11 protein-coding genes and 2 pseudogenes are annotated in these 14,902 nt (G+C 70.8%); 8 read left to right on the forward strand and 5 right to left on the reverse strand.

The window, feature by feature from the left end; translation table 11 throughout:
• The first annotated feature begins 161 nt into the window (after positions 1-161).
• The 3 genes from RM445_RS09480 to RM445_RS09490 are packed head-to-tail and all read left to right on the forward strand — an operon-like array spanning position 162 to position 3,295.
• Positions 162-1,445, forward strand: coding sequence for a quaternary amine ABC transporter ATP-binding protein (locus RM445_RS09480; protein ID WP_311555786.1), 1,284 nt, complete (start codon positions 162-164; stop codon positions 1,443-1,445).
• The gene (locus RM445_RS09485) at positions 1,438-2,334 is read left to right on the forward strand and encodes an ABC transporter permease (protein ID WP_311555787.1); all 897 of its coding nucleotides are present in this window, start codon (positions 1,438-1,440) and stop codon (positions 2,332-2,334) included. The genes RM445_RS09480 and RM445_RS09485 overlap by 8 nt, the downstream gene beginning before the upstream one ends.
• Positions 2,335-2,350: 16 nt before the next feature.
• The gene (locus RM445_RS09490) at positions 2,351-3,295 is read left to right on the forward strand and encodes a glycine betaine ABC transporter substrate-binding protein (RefSeq protein ID WP_311555788.1); all 945 of its coding nucleotides are present in this window, start codon (positions 2,351-2,353) and stop codon (positions 3,293-3,295) included.
• 233 nt (positions 3,296-3,528) lie between these two features.
• Here RM445_RS09490 and RM445_RS09495 read toward each other — a convergent pair.
• From RM445_RS09495 to RM445_RS09505, 3 genes and pseudogenes are all read right to left on the reverse strand, one after another.
• Positions 3,529-3,726, reverse strand: a pseudogene (locus RM445_RS09495) (helix-turn-helix domain-containing protein); the annotation flags it as partial.
• Between the two features lie 63 nt (positions 3,727-3,789).
• Positions 3,790-4,698: a hypothetical protein gene (locus RM445_RS09500; RefSeq protein WP_311555789.1), complete on the reverse strand. Its 909-nt coding sequence runs from the start codon at positions 4,696-4,698 to the stop codon at positions 3,790-3,792.
• A gap of 8 nt (positions 4,699-4,706) precedes the next feature.
• Positions 4,707-5,375: a GntR family transcriptional regulator gene (locus tag RM445_RS09505; protein WP_311555790.1), complete on the reverse strand. Its 669-nt coding sequence runs from the start codon at positions 5,373-5,375 to the stop codon at positions 4,707-4,709.
• A 114-nt stretch (positions 5,376-5,489) separates the two neighbouring features.
• Between RM445_RS09505 and RM445_RS09510 the strand changes: the two are divergent.
• The 3 genes and pseudogenes from RM445_RS09510 to RM445_RS09520 all read left to right on the forward strand — a co-directional run bounded on the left by RM445_RS09510 (position 5,490) and on the right by RM445_RS09520 (position 9,395).
• Positions 5,490-6,862 (forward strand): annotated as a pseudogene (locus tag RM445_RS09510) (L-serine ammonia-lyase).
• Positions 6,856-8,721, forward strand: a complete 1,866-nt coding sequence (pabB, locus tag RM445_RS09515; RefSeq protein ID WP_311555791.1) for an aminodeoxychorismate synthase component I — start codon at positions 6,856-6,858, stop codon at positions 8,719-8,721. Before RM445_RS09510 ends, pabB begins: the two are co-directional and overlap by 7 nt.
• Positions 8,718-9,395: a GntR family transcriptional regulator gene (locus RM445_RS09520; protein WP_311555792.1), complete on the forward strand. Its 678-nt coding sequence runs from the start codon at positions 8,718-8,720 to the stop codon at positions 9,393-9,395. The genes pabB and RM445_RS09520 overlap by 4 nt, the downstream gene beginning before the upstream one ends.
• Before the next feature lie 24 nt (positions 9,396-9,419).
• On the opposite strand, the gene RM445_RS09525 is transcribed toward RM445_RS09520, so the two are convergent.
• On the reverse strand, positions 9,420-10,880 hold the full coding sequence (locus RM445_RS09525) for a hypothetical protein (protein WP_311555793.1): 1,461 nt from the start codon (positions 10,878-10,880) through the stop codon (positions 9,420-9,422).
• 128 nt (positions 10,881-11,008) lie between these two features.
• Here RM445_RS09525 and RM445_RS09530 point away from each other — a divergent pair, with 128 nt between their 5' ends.
• Positions 11,009-12,433, forward strand: coding sequence for a threonine/serine exporter family protein (locus RM445_RS09530; protein WP_311555794.1), 1,425 nt, complete (start codon positions 11,009-11,011; stop codon positions 12,431-12,433).
• A 61-nt stretch (positions 12,434-12,494) separates the two neighbouring features.
• Here the strand turns inward: RM445_RS09530 and RM445_RS09535 are convergent, their stop codons facing one another.
• On the reverse strand, positions 12,495-13,385 hold the full coding sequence (locus RM445_RS09535) for a YhfZ family protein (protein ID WP_311555795.1): 891 nt from the start codon (positions 13,383-13,385) through the stop codon (positions 12,495-12,497).
• 111 nt (positions 13,386-13,496) lie between these two features.
• On the opposite strand from RM445_RS09535, the gene RM445_RS09540 reads away from it, so the two are divergent.
• Positions 13,497-14,894 (forward strand): FAD-binding oxidoreductase, encoded by a 1,398-nt coding sequence (locus RM445_RS09540; protein WP_311555796.1) that lies wholly within the window; start codon positions 13,497-13,499, stop codon positions 14,892-14,894.
• Positions 14,895-14,902: the final 8 nt, after the last annotated feature.

Consider the following 14,902-nt stretch of genomic DNA (forward strand, 5'->3'; position numbering starts at 1 on the left):
GCGGTGGACTTGTGTGGTGCGACCTCGCGCATGCCGCGACGATGAATCCCTTCGAAGTGCCCGCCGCCATGGCGTGAGGTTCACTCCTCCCTCGTGGCGTTCCATGCCTTGACTCTGGCCGCCCCAGGGTCCCGCCGAGACACAAGCGAAACGGAGTGGCGATGACCACCCAATTGCGGGGTGCGCAGACTGCCGCGCAGAACGGCGGGCCGGCTGCCGAGCCGGCCATTCAGGTCACCGGATTGACCAAGATCTACGGGCCTCGGGGCGGGGCGGCGTCGAAGTCGTCCGGCTGGTTCGGGGGAAAGAAGTCGGAGGCGGAGAACAAGCCGAAGGCCGCCGCCGACGACGTGTCGTTCTCCGTGGCTCCCGGCGAGTTCTTCGTGATCATGGGCCTGTCCGGATCCGGGAAGTCGACCGTGCTGCGGATGCTCAACCGGCTGGTCGAGCCGACGTCGGGTGAGCTGTTGATCGGCGGCCGTGACGTGTCGACGATGCCCGAGGGCGAATTGCGTGAGCTGCGCAACCGCAAGATCAACATGGTGTTCCAGCACTTCGCTCTGTTTCCCCACCGCACGGTGCGCGAGAACGCCGCCTACGCGTTGCACGTCCGCAACGAGGGCGCGGCCGCGCGGGCGGAGCGCGCCGACTGGGCACTGCAGACCGTGGGTCTGGGGGAGTGGGGCGACGCGCTGCCCAGGGAGTTGTCGGGCGGCATGCGCCAGCGGGTCGGACTGGCCCGCGCACTGGCGTCGGATGCGGACATCCTGCTGATGGACGAGCCGTTCAGTGCGCTGGACCCGCTCATCCGCCGCGACATGCAAGACCTGCTGATGACGCTGCAGCGGGACCTGCGGCGCACGGTCGTGTTCGTGACCCACGACCTCAACGAGGCCATGCGCATGGGTGACCGCATCATGATCATGCGCAACGGCCGGGTGGTGCAGCTCGGCACTGCGCAGGAGATCCTGAACACCCCGGCCGACGACTACGTCGCCGAGTTCATCTCCGACGTCGACCGCTCCCGCGTCCTCACCGCCGGCACGATCATGCAGGCGCCGCTGGTCACGGCCACGGAGCACGACGACCCCGAAGACGTGCTCCGCCGGCTGAGCAACGTCGAGGGTGTGGGCGCCTACGTGCTCAACGACGAGGGCGGGATCGCCGGCGTCACCCGCGTGGATCTGCTTGCCGCCGCCGTCGGGCAGCACCGCACCGCGCTGGGCCAACTCGTGACCAACGAGTACAGAGCCGTCGACGCGGACACGCCACTGGCCGACATCTGTGCGCTCGTAGGGCGCAACAGCGTGCCCCTGGGCGTCACCGATGCCGACGGGCGTCTGGTCGGCGTCGTTCCCCGCGCGACCCTGCTCGCCGCGCTCGCCACACCCGGCAAGGACGACAGCTCAGCCGATGGCGCGAGGAAGGACAACGGCAATGCCTGAGATCAATGTGGGCGCGCCCGTCGGTGCGTTCGTCGACTGGTTGACCGCCAACTTCGGACCGTTGTTCCACGCCATCTCGACGGTGATGCTGGTCCTGCTCGACGCAGTGCTGATCGTCCTCACCGCCCCGAGCCCCTACATCGTCATTCTGGTCCTCGTCGCGCTCGCGCTGCTCGAGCGCAAGTGGGGATTCGGGCTGTTCACCCTGCTGGCGTTCCTGCTGATCCTGGCGATGGGCCTGTGGGTCGAGGCCATGCAGACCCTCGCGCTCGTCGTGGTTGCCACCCTCATCGCCGTCGCGATCGGGATACCTGTCGGCATCTGGGCTGCGCGCAGCCGGCGGGTCAGCAACGTGGTCCGGCCGATCCTCGACTTCATGCAGACGCTGCCGGTGTTCGTCTACCTGATCCCGGCCGTGTTCTTCTTCGGCATCGGCGCCGTACCGGGCGTCGTCGCGACTCTGGTGTTCGCGATCCCGCCTGCGGTCCGGCTGACCGAGCTGGGCATCCGCAGCGTCGACAAGGAAGTCACCGAAGCCGCAGTCGCCTTCGGGGCGAAGCCCCGCCAGATGCTGCGCGAGGTGCAGCTCCCGCTGGCCATGCCCTCGATCATGGCCGGGGTCAACCAAACCCTGATGCTGGCCCTGTCGTGCGTGGTGATCGCGGGACTGGTCGGCTCGGGCGGCCTGGGCGCCGTCGTCGTCCGGGGGATCAGCACCCTCGACGTGGGTGCGGGCTTCGAAGGTGGCATCGCGGTGGTGTTCCTCGCCATCTACCTCGACCGCCTCACCAGCGCGCTCGCCGAGCCCCGTCGCCGTCGCACCAAGACCCGCAGGGCCGAAGCCGCACCGGCCGGCACCGCCGACGAGCCCGCTCTGGTGTCCTCATGACAGGGAGTCGCCGACGATGACCCGCTCCCCACGCCGACGCGGCACATCGCTGCTCGCCGGGCTCATAGCCCTCGTCATCGCGTCCATCACCGCCTGTAGCGGCCAGTCGAGCTCGTTCGGTGGCAACAGCGGTGGCAGCTCGGGGTCGGGTGGCGGTGCCGGCGACAAGAACGTCAGCATCTCGGTCGTCGCCGGGTGGGACGAGGACGTCGCCGCCAGCAACTTGTGGAAGGCGCTCCTGGAGGAGCGGGGCTACACGGTGAACATGCAGGAGCTCGACATCGCGAGCACCTTCACCGGCGTGGCCAACGGCCAGGTCGACCTCTACATGGACGCGTGGCTGCCCACCACCCACCAGGCGTACTGGGACCGCTTCAAGGACCAGCTCGAGGTGGTGACCACCTGGCTGGAGAGCAAGAACACGATCGTCGTGCCCGACTACGTCACCGACGTGAACACCGTCGCCGACCTCAAGGGCAAGGCCGCCATGTTCGACGGCCGCATCGTGGGCATCGAGGCCGGTGCCGGCGAGATGAAGGCCATGCGCGAGAAGGTCATCCCGGGCTACGGGCTCGGCGACGAGTACAACCTGGTCGAGGGCAGCTCGCCCGCAATGCTCGCGTCGCTCGACTCGGCCATCAAGCAGAAGCAGCCGATCGTCGTGACGCTGTGGCAGCCGCACTGGGCGTTCAGCCGCTTCCCGATCAAGGTGCTGGACGACACGCAGACGGCCTTCGGCCCGCCGGACCAGATGCAGATCCTCGCCACCAAGGGCTGGGGCGAAGCCAACCCCGAGGTCGCGGGCTGGCTGAAGAACTTCACGATCACTCCCGAGCAGCTCTCGGACCTGATGCTGAAGATCCAGAACGGCGGCAAGGGCCAGGAGCAGGCGACGGCCACGCAGTGGGCCGCCGACAACAAGCAGGTCGTGGACGCGTGGTTCACCGGGACGACTCCCTGACCTCTTGCTCACCGTAACCGACAGGGCCCACTCGCCTCCCCGTCACACACCTCGGCGGTGTCGCACACCCTTTCAGGCCGGCACAGCTGTTGTGCAGGGTGTGACGGTCGTCGTCGCTGTGCGACGGCGCAGCAAGGGGTGCGATATCCACGCGGTCGACCACCTGCTCCGCGCGGCTAGCCAGATCGGCGCAGCGCTGCGGCGAGGGCAGGAGCCACCGCCTGTTCTCGAGGTCATCGGCCGGAAAGGCGGCTGACGCGCCGGGCCGTCTCCAGTTCGACGGCGACGAGCAGCGCGCCGTACTCGGTCAAGCCGGGAACGGGCTCGCCGATGATCTCGAAGACGCGGCTCAACCGCTGGTAGAGGCTCTGTCGCTGCAGGTGTAGCGCCTTCGCCGTCTCCGTCTTGCTGGCGCCGTGCCGCAGATAAGTGGCGAGGTGTCGAACAGTGTGGTGCCGCGGCGCCGGTCGTGTGCGATCAGCTTTCCGAGCACGTCATCGACGAGTGCACCCACGACGGCGTCGTCGCGCACGGCGTGGACGAAGCGGGGCACGGAGAGCTCCACGCAGTCCATCACGGCGTGGGGAGCCGAACCCACGACCGCGTAGAGGAGTCCCTCGCGCATCTGGCTGACCGCGGCGCGGGCGTGGCGCCGCATCGCCGTCTCCAACGTCGGTGATCACCCCGGGCCGCAGGTCGACGAGGGCGACGATCCCGGCGTAGGCATCCCGGTCGGTCAGCCCCAGCCGGTCCGCGTACGCCGCCAGGATGCGCTCCGTCGGCCGCCCGCTCTGGAGCACGGACAGGAACTCGTGGGTGTCGCGCTCGACCCGGGAGAGGAGGCGGGTGCGCAGCAGCGCCAGGCCGACGGCTTCCGGGGCGCGGTCGATGGCGGCGTCGACGAGGAGCGGGTCGGCGTCCGCGGTGGGCGTCAGGGACAGCGTGGCCACCGTGACACCGCCGCTGCGGACCGGTGCGACGAGGGGACGTGTCCCGCCACGCCTGCGGCGGGGACGCGCTCCGTCCGGCTCCACCTCCGGGTCGTCCGCCCGTGCGGTCGCGATCTCCTCGCCGGTGGTCGAGGTCAGCTGCGCGTCGGCGCTGCCCACCGTGGCCAGAAGTCGGATCAGCTCGTCGACCCCGGACCCGTCGGCGAGTGCGGCGGCCAGCGCGTGCGAGACACGGTCGGCGAGCTGCAGGCGGCGGACCGACTCGTTGGTGAGGAGGCCGTTGATCTCCTTGGTGACCTCGACGAACTGCACCGCACGGTGGAGTTCGACGACGGGCAGCCGGCAGTCGTCCGCCTCGGCGACGACCTCGGCGGGCAGCTCGGCCGGCCGCGCTGTTCCCGGACGATCAACCGGGCTGATCGTGCGGCTGCAACATGGCCCGGCAGGCCGCAACGGCCGCGTCAGATCACTGCGCGGATCGCCCGCTCGAAGCGGAGGACGTGCTCGCGGGCGAGGTCGCCGGCGCGGTCGGCCTCCCCGGCGGCGATGGCGCGCAGCAACGCCACGTGTTCCGCGACGACGTGCATGTCGAGTGTGGAAAGCCGATCGAGGAACATGCAGTGGATGCGGGTCGCGAGGTTGTCATAGCGGATGAGCACGTCTTCGAGGTGCGGGTTGTTCGCGGCGCGGTAGATCGCCCGGTGCACGCCGAGGTCCCACCGCATGACCTCCGTCCGGTCGCTCCGGGCGATGTCGAGGGCCTCGACGCGGGACGCGAGCTCGTCGAGCTCGGCCCGCGTCGCGCGCGGGGCGCGCTCGGCGGCCCGCCGCGCCGCCAGAGGCTCGAGCTGCACACGGATCTCCGAGACGTGAGCGAGGTCGGCGATGTCCATGCCGGTCGCGAAGGTGCCTCGGCGGGGGTACGACACCACGAGCCGGTCGACCTCGAGACGCTTCAACGCCTCCCGCACGGGGGTGCGTCCCACACCGAGCGACTTCGCCAGTTGATCGTCGTCGATCGGCTCGCCGGGCTGGATGTCCAACATGATCAGCTGGTCCCGGATGGCGAGGTAGGCCCTGTCCGCCAGGGACGTCGGGGTCGCGTCCAGCTCGAGTGGGGCAGCAGTCACCAGTCGATCGTAAATGCTGCTGGACCAGAAGTCTTGTTCCGTCGTTGTGACCGACATACACTGACTATACGATTGATATATCAGCCTCGAGATCGACGAGCGAATGGAGGACGGATGACCATCAGCGCCTTCGACCTGTTCAAGGTGGGGATCGGCCCCTCCAGTTCGCACACCGTCGGCCCGATGCGGGCCGCCTGTTCCTTCGCACTCCGTCTTCGCGAGGAGGGACTGCTCGCCCGGGTGGCGCGGGTGCGCTGCGAGCTGTTCGGCTCGCTTGGTGCGACCGGGCACGGGCACGGCAGCGTCAAGGCCGTGGTTCTGGGGCTGGAGGGCGAACAGCCGGATCTCGTCGACCCGAGCACGGCCGGTCCGCGGGTCGAGTCCATCCGCCACGCGGGCAAGCTGTCGCTGGCAGGCGAGCACGCCATCGGTTCTCCGTCGACGACGACGTCGTCCTGCACCGCCGCAAGCGTCTCGACTTCCACACCAACGGGATGCTCTTCTTCGCGTTCGACGCCGACGGGGCCGAGCTGGACCGGCGCGAGTACTACTCCGTGGGTGGCGGATTTGTGCTCGACGAGGACGAGGCCGGCAACCCGGTGATCGTCGAAGACAGCACCCCCGTCCGGTATCCGTTCCACAGTGGACAGGAGCTGCTGGCGCACGCCCGCGAGTCGGGGCTGCGGATCAGCGACATCATGCTCGCCAACGAGCTCTCCTGGCGCACCGAAGCAGAGGTCCGCGACGGTCTGCTGCACATCTGGGCGGTGATGCAGGAGTGCGTCGAGCGCGGGATGCGCACCCCCGGAGTGCTTCCCGGCGGTCTCAAGGTCCGCAGGCGGGCCGCCGCGCTCCACGACCAGCTCGAGGCCAACCGGAACGACACCGACCCGCTGCGGGCGATGGAGTGGGTGACGCTCTACGCGCTGGCGGTGAACGAGGAGAACGCCGCGGGTGGCCGCGTGGTCACCGCGCCGACCAACGGTGCCGCCGGGATCGTGCCGGCCGTGCTGCACTACTACCGTGACTTCATCGACTCCTACTCCGACGACGGCGTGGTGCGGTTCCTGCTGACCGCCACCGCGATCGGGCTGCTGTTCAAGGAGAACGCCTCGATCTCGGGAGCCGAGGTCGGCTGCCAGGGCGAGGTGGGCTCGGCCTGCTCCATGGCGGCCGGTGCCCTCGCCGAGGTCATCGGTGGCACGCCGGAGCAGGTGGAGAACGCCGCCGAGATCGGGATCGAGCACAACCTCGGGCTCACGTGCGACCCCGTCGGCGGGCTGGTGCAGATCCCCTGCATCGAGCGCAACGCCGTCGGGTCGATCAAGGCCATCACCGCCGCGCGCATGGCCGTGCGCGGCGACGGTGCTCACCACGTCTCCCTGGATAAGGCCATCAAGACCATGCGGGAGACCGGGGCCGACATGAGCGTCAAGTACAAGGAGACCGCCCGCGGCGGGCTGGCCCTCAACGTCGTCGAGTGCTGAGCACACGGGCGCAGCCCCTGGAGCCATGGGCCCGTTTCGACGACCTCAGGACCGGGACCGCCGTCCAGTGTCCGGCACCGTACCGGGTGCTCGTCGCCGAGCGGCCCGACGAGGTGGTGGGCGTCCTGGTCGAGGTCGAGCGCGCGACGGACGCCGGGTGCTGGGCCTTCGGGTACGTCGCGTACGAGGCCGCGGCGGGGCTCGACCCGCACCTCGCCGTGCACGGGGCCGGCCCGATGGGCATGCCGCTGGTGTGGTTCGGCCTCTGTGACGAGCCGACCGCCGTACGGCCCCTCGACGCCGACCCCGACGCGGCCGGGCACCCTCCTGCTCGTGCCGAATGGCGACCGACGTGGACGCCCGAGGAGCACGCGCGCGACGTCGCCCGCGTTCGTGAGCGCATCGCCGCGGGCGACACGTATCAGTGCAACCTGACGGTCCGGATGGCCGGACGGGTGCACGGCGACCCGTTCGGGCTGTACCGGGACCTCGCCCTGGGCCAGCGCGGAGCCCACAACGCCTACCTCGACCTCGGGCGCTTCGCCGTCGCCAGCGCCAGCCCGGAGCTGTTCTTCGAGCGCCGCGGCGACGAGATCCTGCTCCGTCCGATGAAGGGGACCGCCCGGCGCGGGCGGCACCCGCGCGAGGACGAGGTCCTGGCCCGGCAGCTGCGCCACAGCGCCAAGGAGCAGGCCGAGAACGTCATGATCGTCGACCTGCTGCGGAACGACGTCGCCCGCGTCGCCGAGACCGGCAGCGTCGCCGTGCCGGCCCTATTCACGGTGGAGCGCTTCGAGACGGTGCTCCAGCTCACCTCCGACGTCACCGCGCGCCTGCGGCCGCAGACCGGGCTGGTCGAGCTGTTCCGGGCGCTCTTCCCCTGCGGGTCCGTCACCGGGGCGCCCAAGGCGAGCTCCATGAACGTCATCCGCTCGCTGGAGCCGGCACCCCGCGGCGTCTACTGCGGCGCGATCGGACTGGTCGGGCCGCCCGACGCGCCCGTCCGGGCCCGCTTCAGTGTGGCGATCCGGACCGCAGTCGTGGACACGGAGACCGGCGACGCCGTCTACGGCACCGGCGGGGGCATCACGTGGGACTCGGAGCCCGCGGCCGAGCACGCCGAGGTCGTCACGAAGGCGGCGGTTCTCGCGGCACACGTCCATGAGTTCGAGCTGCTGGAGACCCTCCGGTACGAGCCGCACCGGGGTCTGCGCAACCGCGATCGGCATCTCCGGCGCATGGCGGAGTCGGCCGAGCACCTGGGGTTCCGGTTCGACCTGTCCGACGCGACGGAGGCGCTGCGTTCGCGGACGACGGGAAGCGGCGCGGCACGGGTCCGGTTGCGGCTGCGGCGTACCGGAGCGGTGGCCGTCGACGTGGAGCCGTTCCCCGCGGCCTTGCCCGGCCCCGTTCTCCTCGCACTCGACCACGACCCGGTCGACCCGTTCGAGCGGTGGCTCTACCACAAGACGACGTTCCGGGAGCCCTACGAGCGTCGGCGGCTGCGGCGGCCCGACGTCGACGACGTCATCATGGTCAACACGCGCCGCGAGCTCACCGAGGTCACCCGGGCCACCCTCGCCCTGGACCTCGACGGGACCTGGTGCACGCCCCCGCTGTCGTCGGGGTGCCTGCCGGGCGTCGAGCGGGCCCGCCTGCTCGACCGCGGTGTCCTGCACGAGCGGGTGCTCCGGGACTTGGACCTGGAGGCGGCCCGAGGACTGGCGGTGATCAGCTCCCTGCGAGGGTGGCGGACCGCCCGGCTTCTCACCTCCGCCGGCCCGGCGCGGAGGGCGGCGACCGCCGGAGTTGCACAGATATGTCAGTCTGTCGTCACTCCGGCTACCCTGGAGGGATGAGCAGCTCCACCGACGAGGTTTCTGCCGTTCAAGGGCAGGAGCGGTTGGTGGACCAGGCGTACCGCCGGATCCGCGACGCGATCGTCGCGGTGAGCCTGCAGCCGGGAGCGCCGCTCGACGAGAAGGCCCTCAGCGCGTCGCTGGGGCTGGGGCTCACCCCGATCCGCGACGCACTGAAGCGGCTGACGCTGGAGAAGCTCGCGGTCACCTACCCCCGGAGGGGCACCTTCGTCTCCCGCATCAACATCGCCGACGAGGCCCGGCTCACCGAGATCCGCGTGGAGCTCGAGGGCCTTGCAGCGGCGCTGGCGGCCGAGCGAGCGACGGAGGAGGACCGCGCGGCACTGCTGGAGCGGCTCGCGGACCTGGAGCACGGTAGCCACGATCGCGCCGACCACACCGAACTCGACGCCCGGGTGCACCGGGCCATCTACGCCGCCACCCGGAACGAGTTCCTCGAGGCGACCCTCAACCAGTACGCCAACCTGGCCCTGCGCATCTGGAACTTCTGCCTGCAGGATCAGTTGGCAGGCGACGAGCACATCCGCAGCCAGCGGGCGGTCGTCGAGGCCGTCGTGCGCGGGGACGCTCCCGCCGCGCGGGCGGCCGCCGAACAGCACCTCCGGAGGTTCTCGCAGGACGTGCGTTCAACGGTCCTCGCCATGCGCGCCTGAGCTGCCAGCGGAGCTGAGAGCCGGTCAGGTCGTCGGATCGACGTTCGCCGTGCCCCGCTCCCGCGCGATCTCCTCGCGCAGCGTGGTGAGGATCCGCTCGACGCTGTCGCCGACCCCGAACAACGCCCGAACGTTGTTGCGCTGTCGGTCGCGGAGCGGGTCCGGCTCGCCGCCGAGGAACCTGTCGGCCAACCGTCGGGCGGCGTCGACGGTGTGCACCGTGTGCACCCCGCGGGCGACCTGCTCGCCGATGACGTTGAACGGCCGGTGGCCACGGCGCTCGAAGAAGATCACCGGTTTGGTCAGGAGCTGGTACTCGACCAGCATCGACAGCCCGTCGGTCACCATGAGGTCCGAGGCGGCCAGCGTCGGGCCGTAGTCGGTCTCCGACAGCACGTCACAGTGGGGCAGTGCCGCCCATTCGCTCATCCACGCATCGAACTCGGCGCGGTTGATCGGCGAGTCCTCCGAGTCCGGGAACGGCAGGAGCGCCGGATGCGGCATGAAGACGAACTGCACGTCGTCGCGCTGTCGGGCCCACGCGAGCATGTCGTCGCGCATGAGATGGAACGCGCCGTAGTCCGTCCACCCGTGTCCGATGGTGTGGTGCGCGGACCAGACGATGCGGCCGGGCCGAGCAGCGTCGCCGGCCGCAGGGGGCGCCGGCCAGCTCGGCGTCGCAGACCGGAGGTGGTCCGCCTTGGGATGGCCCACGACGCGGAACTGCGCGCCGTCACGCATGCCGTCCCGGACCGCGATCTCGCGCATCATCTCGTTGGTGCAGAAGACCAGCCACGCGGCGCGGTGGTAGTCGGTGTCGACGGCGGAGTTGGCGGTGACCGCGTCGGCGACGTTCACGACGATGTTCATCGTCTCGTAGGGGACAAGGCAGGTACGGGCGAAACCGAGCCGGGCGGTGCCGAACTCCTCGGGCACGTCGGCGTCCCACTGCGACTGCCGGAAGATCACGTCCGGTTCGATCGTCTTGATCAACGAGAGGGTGCCGTCGAGGTCGTCCGCCGAGAACCGCAGGTGGGGCACACCCCGCTCGGCCAGGCCGCGGTGTACCTCCTCCTCTCCGTAGAGGCCGCGGGAGCCGCGGAACCGGCGCGGGATCGAGGCCACGATCGGTTCGAAGTCGCTGCTGGCGGCCATCGCCTCGACGACCGCGTGGTAGGAGTCCCAGGCGCCGAGGACGTGGACCAGGAAGAGCACCCGGGTCCGCCGGCGGTGTAGGGCAGAGCGGCGCGCCACGAGGTGGATCGAGTCGCGCAGCTCGGCGAACCGGGGTCCGGCCTCCCCGACGCTCGCGGCGATCCGGTCCAGGCGCGACTGCACTTCTGTGAGGCCGTGGCGGATGGCGAGGACCTCGCGGTCCACCGCTCCGAGCCGCCCGTCGAGCACCTCGACCCGATGAGGTACCCGGCGGAGTCGGTGCAGCAGTGTGCGCGCCCTGTCACGGACGGTCCGCCCCCGATCGCTCATGCCTGTCATCGTGAACGGGTCGTCGGGAGCCACGCTCCCGGGCCTCTGGCCGGTGTACGGACATGATTATAGTTGCGGTGGTATTTCAGGGCGATTTCCAGCAGGTGTGCGATGCGACTGTCCGCAACATGATCCGGTTCGATCGTCGGCTCCGCGATGCCCTGCGCCGCGAGACACACGACATCCTGCACGGCGGGCCTCCGACCGTCGAGCTACTCCGGCCCGTCGGCCCGGATCTCCCGTCGGACGAGCGGGTGTTCCAGGTGCTCGACCTGTGCTTGCAGGTCGGCGAGGTGCTCCTGTCCAGTGGGGAAGCCGCTGCGGACACGTCGGCGACGATGACGCGCCTCGCCGGGGCCTGCGGCTTGGCCACGGTCGACGTCGACATCACCTTCACCTCGATCGTCATGTGCTGTCGGCGGGGACGGCTCGCCGCTCCCGTGACGTCGATGCGGCTCGTGTGCTACCGCACTACGGACCTGACCCGGCTGGCGCTGGTGACCCGCATCGTCGATCAGGTCATCCGCGGCGAGATGGGAGTCGCGGCTGCCGAAGTCGCGTTGGCCCAGGCGGCCCGTGCGCCCCATCCCTACCCGCGCTGGGCGGCCACGGCCGGCTGGGCCGGACTGGCCGCCGCGGTGGCGCTGCTGCTCGGCGGTGGCCCCGAGACGTGGTTGACCGCGTTCGTCACCACCGCGATCATCGATCGCCTCGGTCGGTTCCTCGGCCGTCGGGGCGTCGCGTCGTTCTTTCTGCAGATGATCGGGGGCTTCGTCGCCACCGCCTGCACGATCGGTCTTCTGGCGGTCGGCGCGCTGCCGTCGGAGACCGGGCCGTCGCTGGTGATCGCGGCGAGCATCACCGTGCTGCTCTCGGGGTTGTCGGTCATGGGAGCGGTGCAGGACGCCATCGCCGGACACGTCGTGACCGCAGCAGGCCGTGCCGCCGAGATCGGGTTGCTGTCCGCGGGGCTGCTCACCGGCGTCATCCTCGGGCTGAAGATGGGTATCTGGTTCGGGCTCTTCCTCGATCCGGCCGAACTGGTGGCCGCCGACGCCACCCGGTTCGGGATCTCAACCTTCGCGGCGGCAGTGGCGGCCGCGATGTTCGCGCTCGCCTGCTATGCACCACTGCGCTCGCTGGGCGCTGCCGCGCTGGCGGGTGGGGCCGGCTGGGCGGCCTACGGCGCACTCACCCAGTACGCGGATTTCGGTCCTGTCGTGGCGACCGGGCTCGCCGCTGTGCTCGTCGGCCTCGGGAGCGAACTCATCCGCCGCCGCACGACGGTGCACCGGCAAGTGATCATCCTGGCCGGCATCATCCCGCTGCTGCCCGGACTCACCGCTTACCGCGGCTTCTACCAGTTGGCTTCCTCGCGGCCGCAGTACATCGCCGACGGTCTGGTCACCATCACCCTCGCGCTGGCCATCGCCCTCGCCCTCGCCGCCGGTGTGACGTTCGGCCAGTTCATCGTCCGGCCCCGCCCCGCGCCGGAGGTCGCGGAGCCGGACGCTACGCGCCGCGGCTCGCCGCCTCCAGCGCTCGAACAGTGAACCGGTCGGGGGCGGGTCCTTCGCCGGTGTCGGTCACGACGTCTCTGGAGTAGCCGTCGCCTCAGACGAGGGCGACGGCGTCGAGCACCGCGCGCAGTTCCGGGCGCTCGGGCGCGCCGACCAGGGCGGCGGCGGAGATCTCGGCCCACACCTCCGTTGCGGCGGAGCCCAGCGGGATGCAGGCGAGCCCGGCCAGGTCGAGCGGGACGACCGACGGGCTACGGTGCCAGACCCCGGCGTCGACGTCGCCGCGCAGGACGGCCGCCGGCACCTCCGGGAACGGACGCTCGACGTACTCGTAGCCCTCATCGGGCGGGTACGCGGCCTCGGTGAGCAGCGTGTGGTCGGGGGAGTCGCGGTCGATGGCCACGCGGGCCGGCACTGTCGGCGGATCGGCGGCGCGCACGACGGACACCACGGCCCCCGCCGCGTAGTAGGTGCCCGGCCCCAACTGTCGGATCGGGACCTCGCCGAGCCGGTCGGCCGCGGCGCCGAGCACTCCCGACGACACCACCGCGACGTCGGCGGCGCCCCCGGCCACGGCGTCGAGCCGGCGGGAACCGCCGCGCAGGTGCCTGACGGTGTGGGGCAGGCCGAGCCCGGTCAACCGGTCCGTGATCCCGTCGACCAGCGCGTCGAACTCGACGGGGCCGCTCGGAGGAAGTAGCAGGCGGACCGGGGCGAGCCCGGCGAGCGTCCACGCCCGTCCCACGTGCAGCGACCCGATCTGCCGCCCGCCGGCGCCGTGCGACGTGGTGGTGAGCGCCTCCTGCTCGGCGAGCACGGCCACCGCTCGCTGGATGGTTCCGGCGGTGGCCCCGACCGTTCCGAGGTAGTGGGCGTTCGTCGGCAGCGCCGCACCGGTTCCCAGGCGCAGCGCGTCGAGCACGATCGCGCGCAGCACCCGCGGCAACGGCCGATCCCACGCCGCCGGCCTCACGCGCTCGCCCATTCGTCCCGCTTCCGGTGCCTCAATCGCCTGATCACCCTAGCGCCTCTGGACAGTGCTCCAAAAATGGAGTATTAAGGACGCGGTAGTTCTCCTTCTGATCAGGGAAGCGACGTGTCCGAGACCGCACTGCTCGTCCAGAGGCTCGCCGAGGCGGTCGGCCCGGACGCCGTCAGTACCGACCCGGCCGTGCTGGCGGCCACGAGCCACGACACCTGGCCGGTCGCCACCAAGTGGGCTCGTCAGGGTCTGCACCCTCACCAGGCCGACGTGGTGGTCCGGGTCGCGGACGAGGCCGACGTCGTCGCCGTGCTGCGCGTGGCCGAGGAGACGGGGATCCCGGTCACCACCCGCGCGCTCGGTTCGTCCGTGACAGGGCAGCCGCTCCCGACGCGTGGCGGGATCGTGCTCGACGTCTCGAGCCTGACCGGGCCGCACGAGATCGACGAGATCGACATGACCGTGACCGTTCCCGCCGGTGTGAACGGCGGTGAGCTCGAGCGGGCGCTCCAGGAGGCGGGCTGGACGACGCGCTTCTCCCCGCAGTCGCTGTACCGATCCTCGGTGGGCGGCTGGCTCGCGACGCTCGCCACCGGACAGTTCTCCTCCCGCTACGGCGGGGTGGAGGACCTGGTGGTGGGCTATCGCGTGGTGCTGGCCGACGGTGCGGTGGCGGAGCTGACCGCCGCGCCGCGCGCGGCGATGGGCCCCGACCTGCGCCGGATCTTCCTCGGCTCGGAGGGCACGCTCGGGGTGATCACCCGTGCCACACTCAAGATCATGCCGATTCCGGCGGCACGCGAGCTGGCGGCGTTCCGCGTCCCGGACGTCGTCTCGGGGCTGGCGATCCTGCGTGCGCAGGCGGCCCGGGGCCTGCGACCCGCACTGCTGCGCCTCTACGACGTCGACGAGGCCCGCCACGCGATGGCGGACGCCGACGTCTCGAGCCCCGTGTTGTTCACCGGCACCGAGGGCGAGCCCGCGATCGCCGCCGCGGAGATGGCCGTGCTGACGGCGATCGCGGAGGAGTACGGCGCCGTCGCGATCGGCCCGGAACCGGTGGAGGCGTGGCTCGACCGGCGCTTCGACTTCTCCACGGTCGAGCGCCTGCTCGACACCGCGGGCGGCTACGCGGAGACGATCGAGGTCGCCCACACCTGGCGGCACATCGAGGCGCTCTACACCGCACTTCGGAAGGTGCTCGAGCCGCTCGCCGACGAGGTGCTCGTGCACTTCTCGCACGTCTACACCCAAGGCACGTCGATGTACGTCATCCTGCTCGGCCGGGCGGACGACGACGCGGCCGCCACGGCCCGCCTGACCGAGATCTGGGCGACCGCGATGCAGACCTGTCTCGACCACGGCGCCGAGCTGTCGCACCACCACGGCGGCGGCCTGGCCCGCTCTCCCTACTCGCGCCGTTCGCTCGGCTCTGCGCACCGCGTGCTGCGCAGGCTCAAGCACGCGCTCGACCCCGACGGCCTGCTCAACCCGGGCAAGCTCGGTCTCTGATCAGGAAG

The organism is Pseudonocardia charpentierae (assembly GCF_031845345.1).
GTDB lineage: Bacteria > Actinomycetota > Actinomycetes > Mycobacteriales > Pseudonocardiaceae > Pseudonocardia > Pseudonocardia charpentierae.

Coding starts and splice junctions, on each gene's coding strand:
- RM445_RS09520 (WP_311555792.1), top strand. CDS start 8,718: ATGAGCAGCTCCACCGACGAGGTTTCTGCCGTTCAAGGGCAGGAGCGG.
- RM445_RS09490 (WP_311555788.1), top strand. CDS start 2,351: ATGACCCGCTCCCCACGCCGACGCGGCACATCGCTGCTCGCCGGGCTC.
- RM445_RS09530 (WP_311555794.1), top strand. CDS start 11,009: ATGATCCGGTTCGATCGTCGGCTCCGCGATGCCCTGCGCCGCGAGACA.
- RM445_RS09525 (WP_311555793.1), bottom strand. CDS start 10,880: ATGAGCGATCGGGGGCGGACCGTCCGTGACAGGGCGCGCACACTGCTG.
- RM445_RS09485 (WP_311555787.1), top strand. CDS start 1,438: ATGCCTGAGATCAATGTGGGCGCGCCCGTCGGTGCGTTCGTCGACTGG.
- RM445_RS09480 (WP_311555786.1), top strand. CDS start 162: ATGACCACCCAATTGCGGGGTGCGCAGACTGCCGCGCAGAACGGCGGG.
- RM445_RS09535 (WP_311555795.1), bottom strand. CDS start 13,385: ATGGGCGAGCGCGTGAGGCCGGCGGCGTGGGATCGGCCGTTGCCGCGG.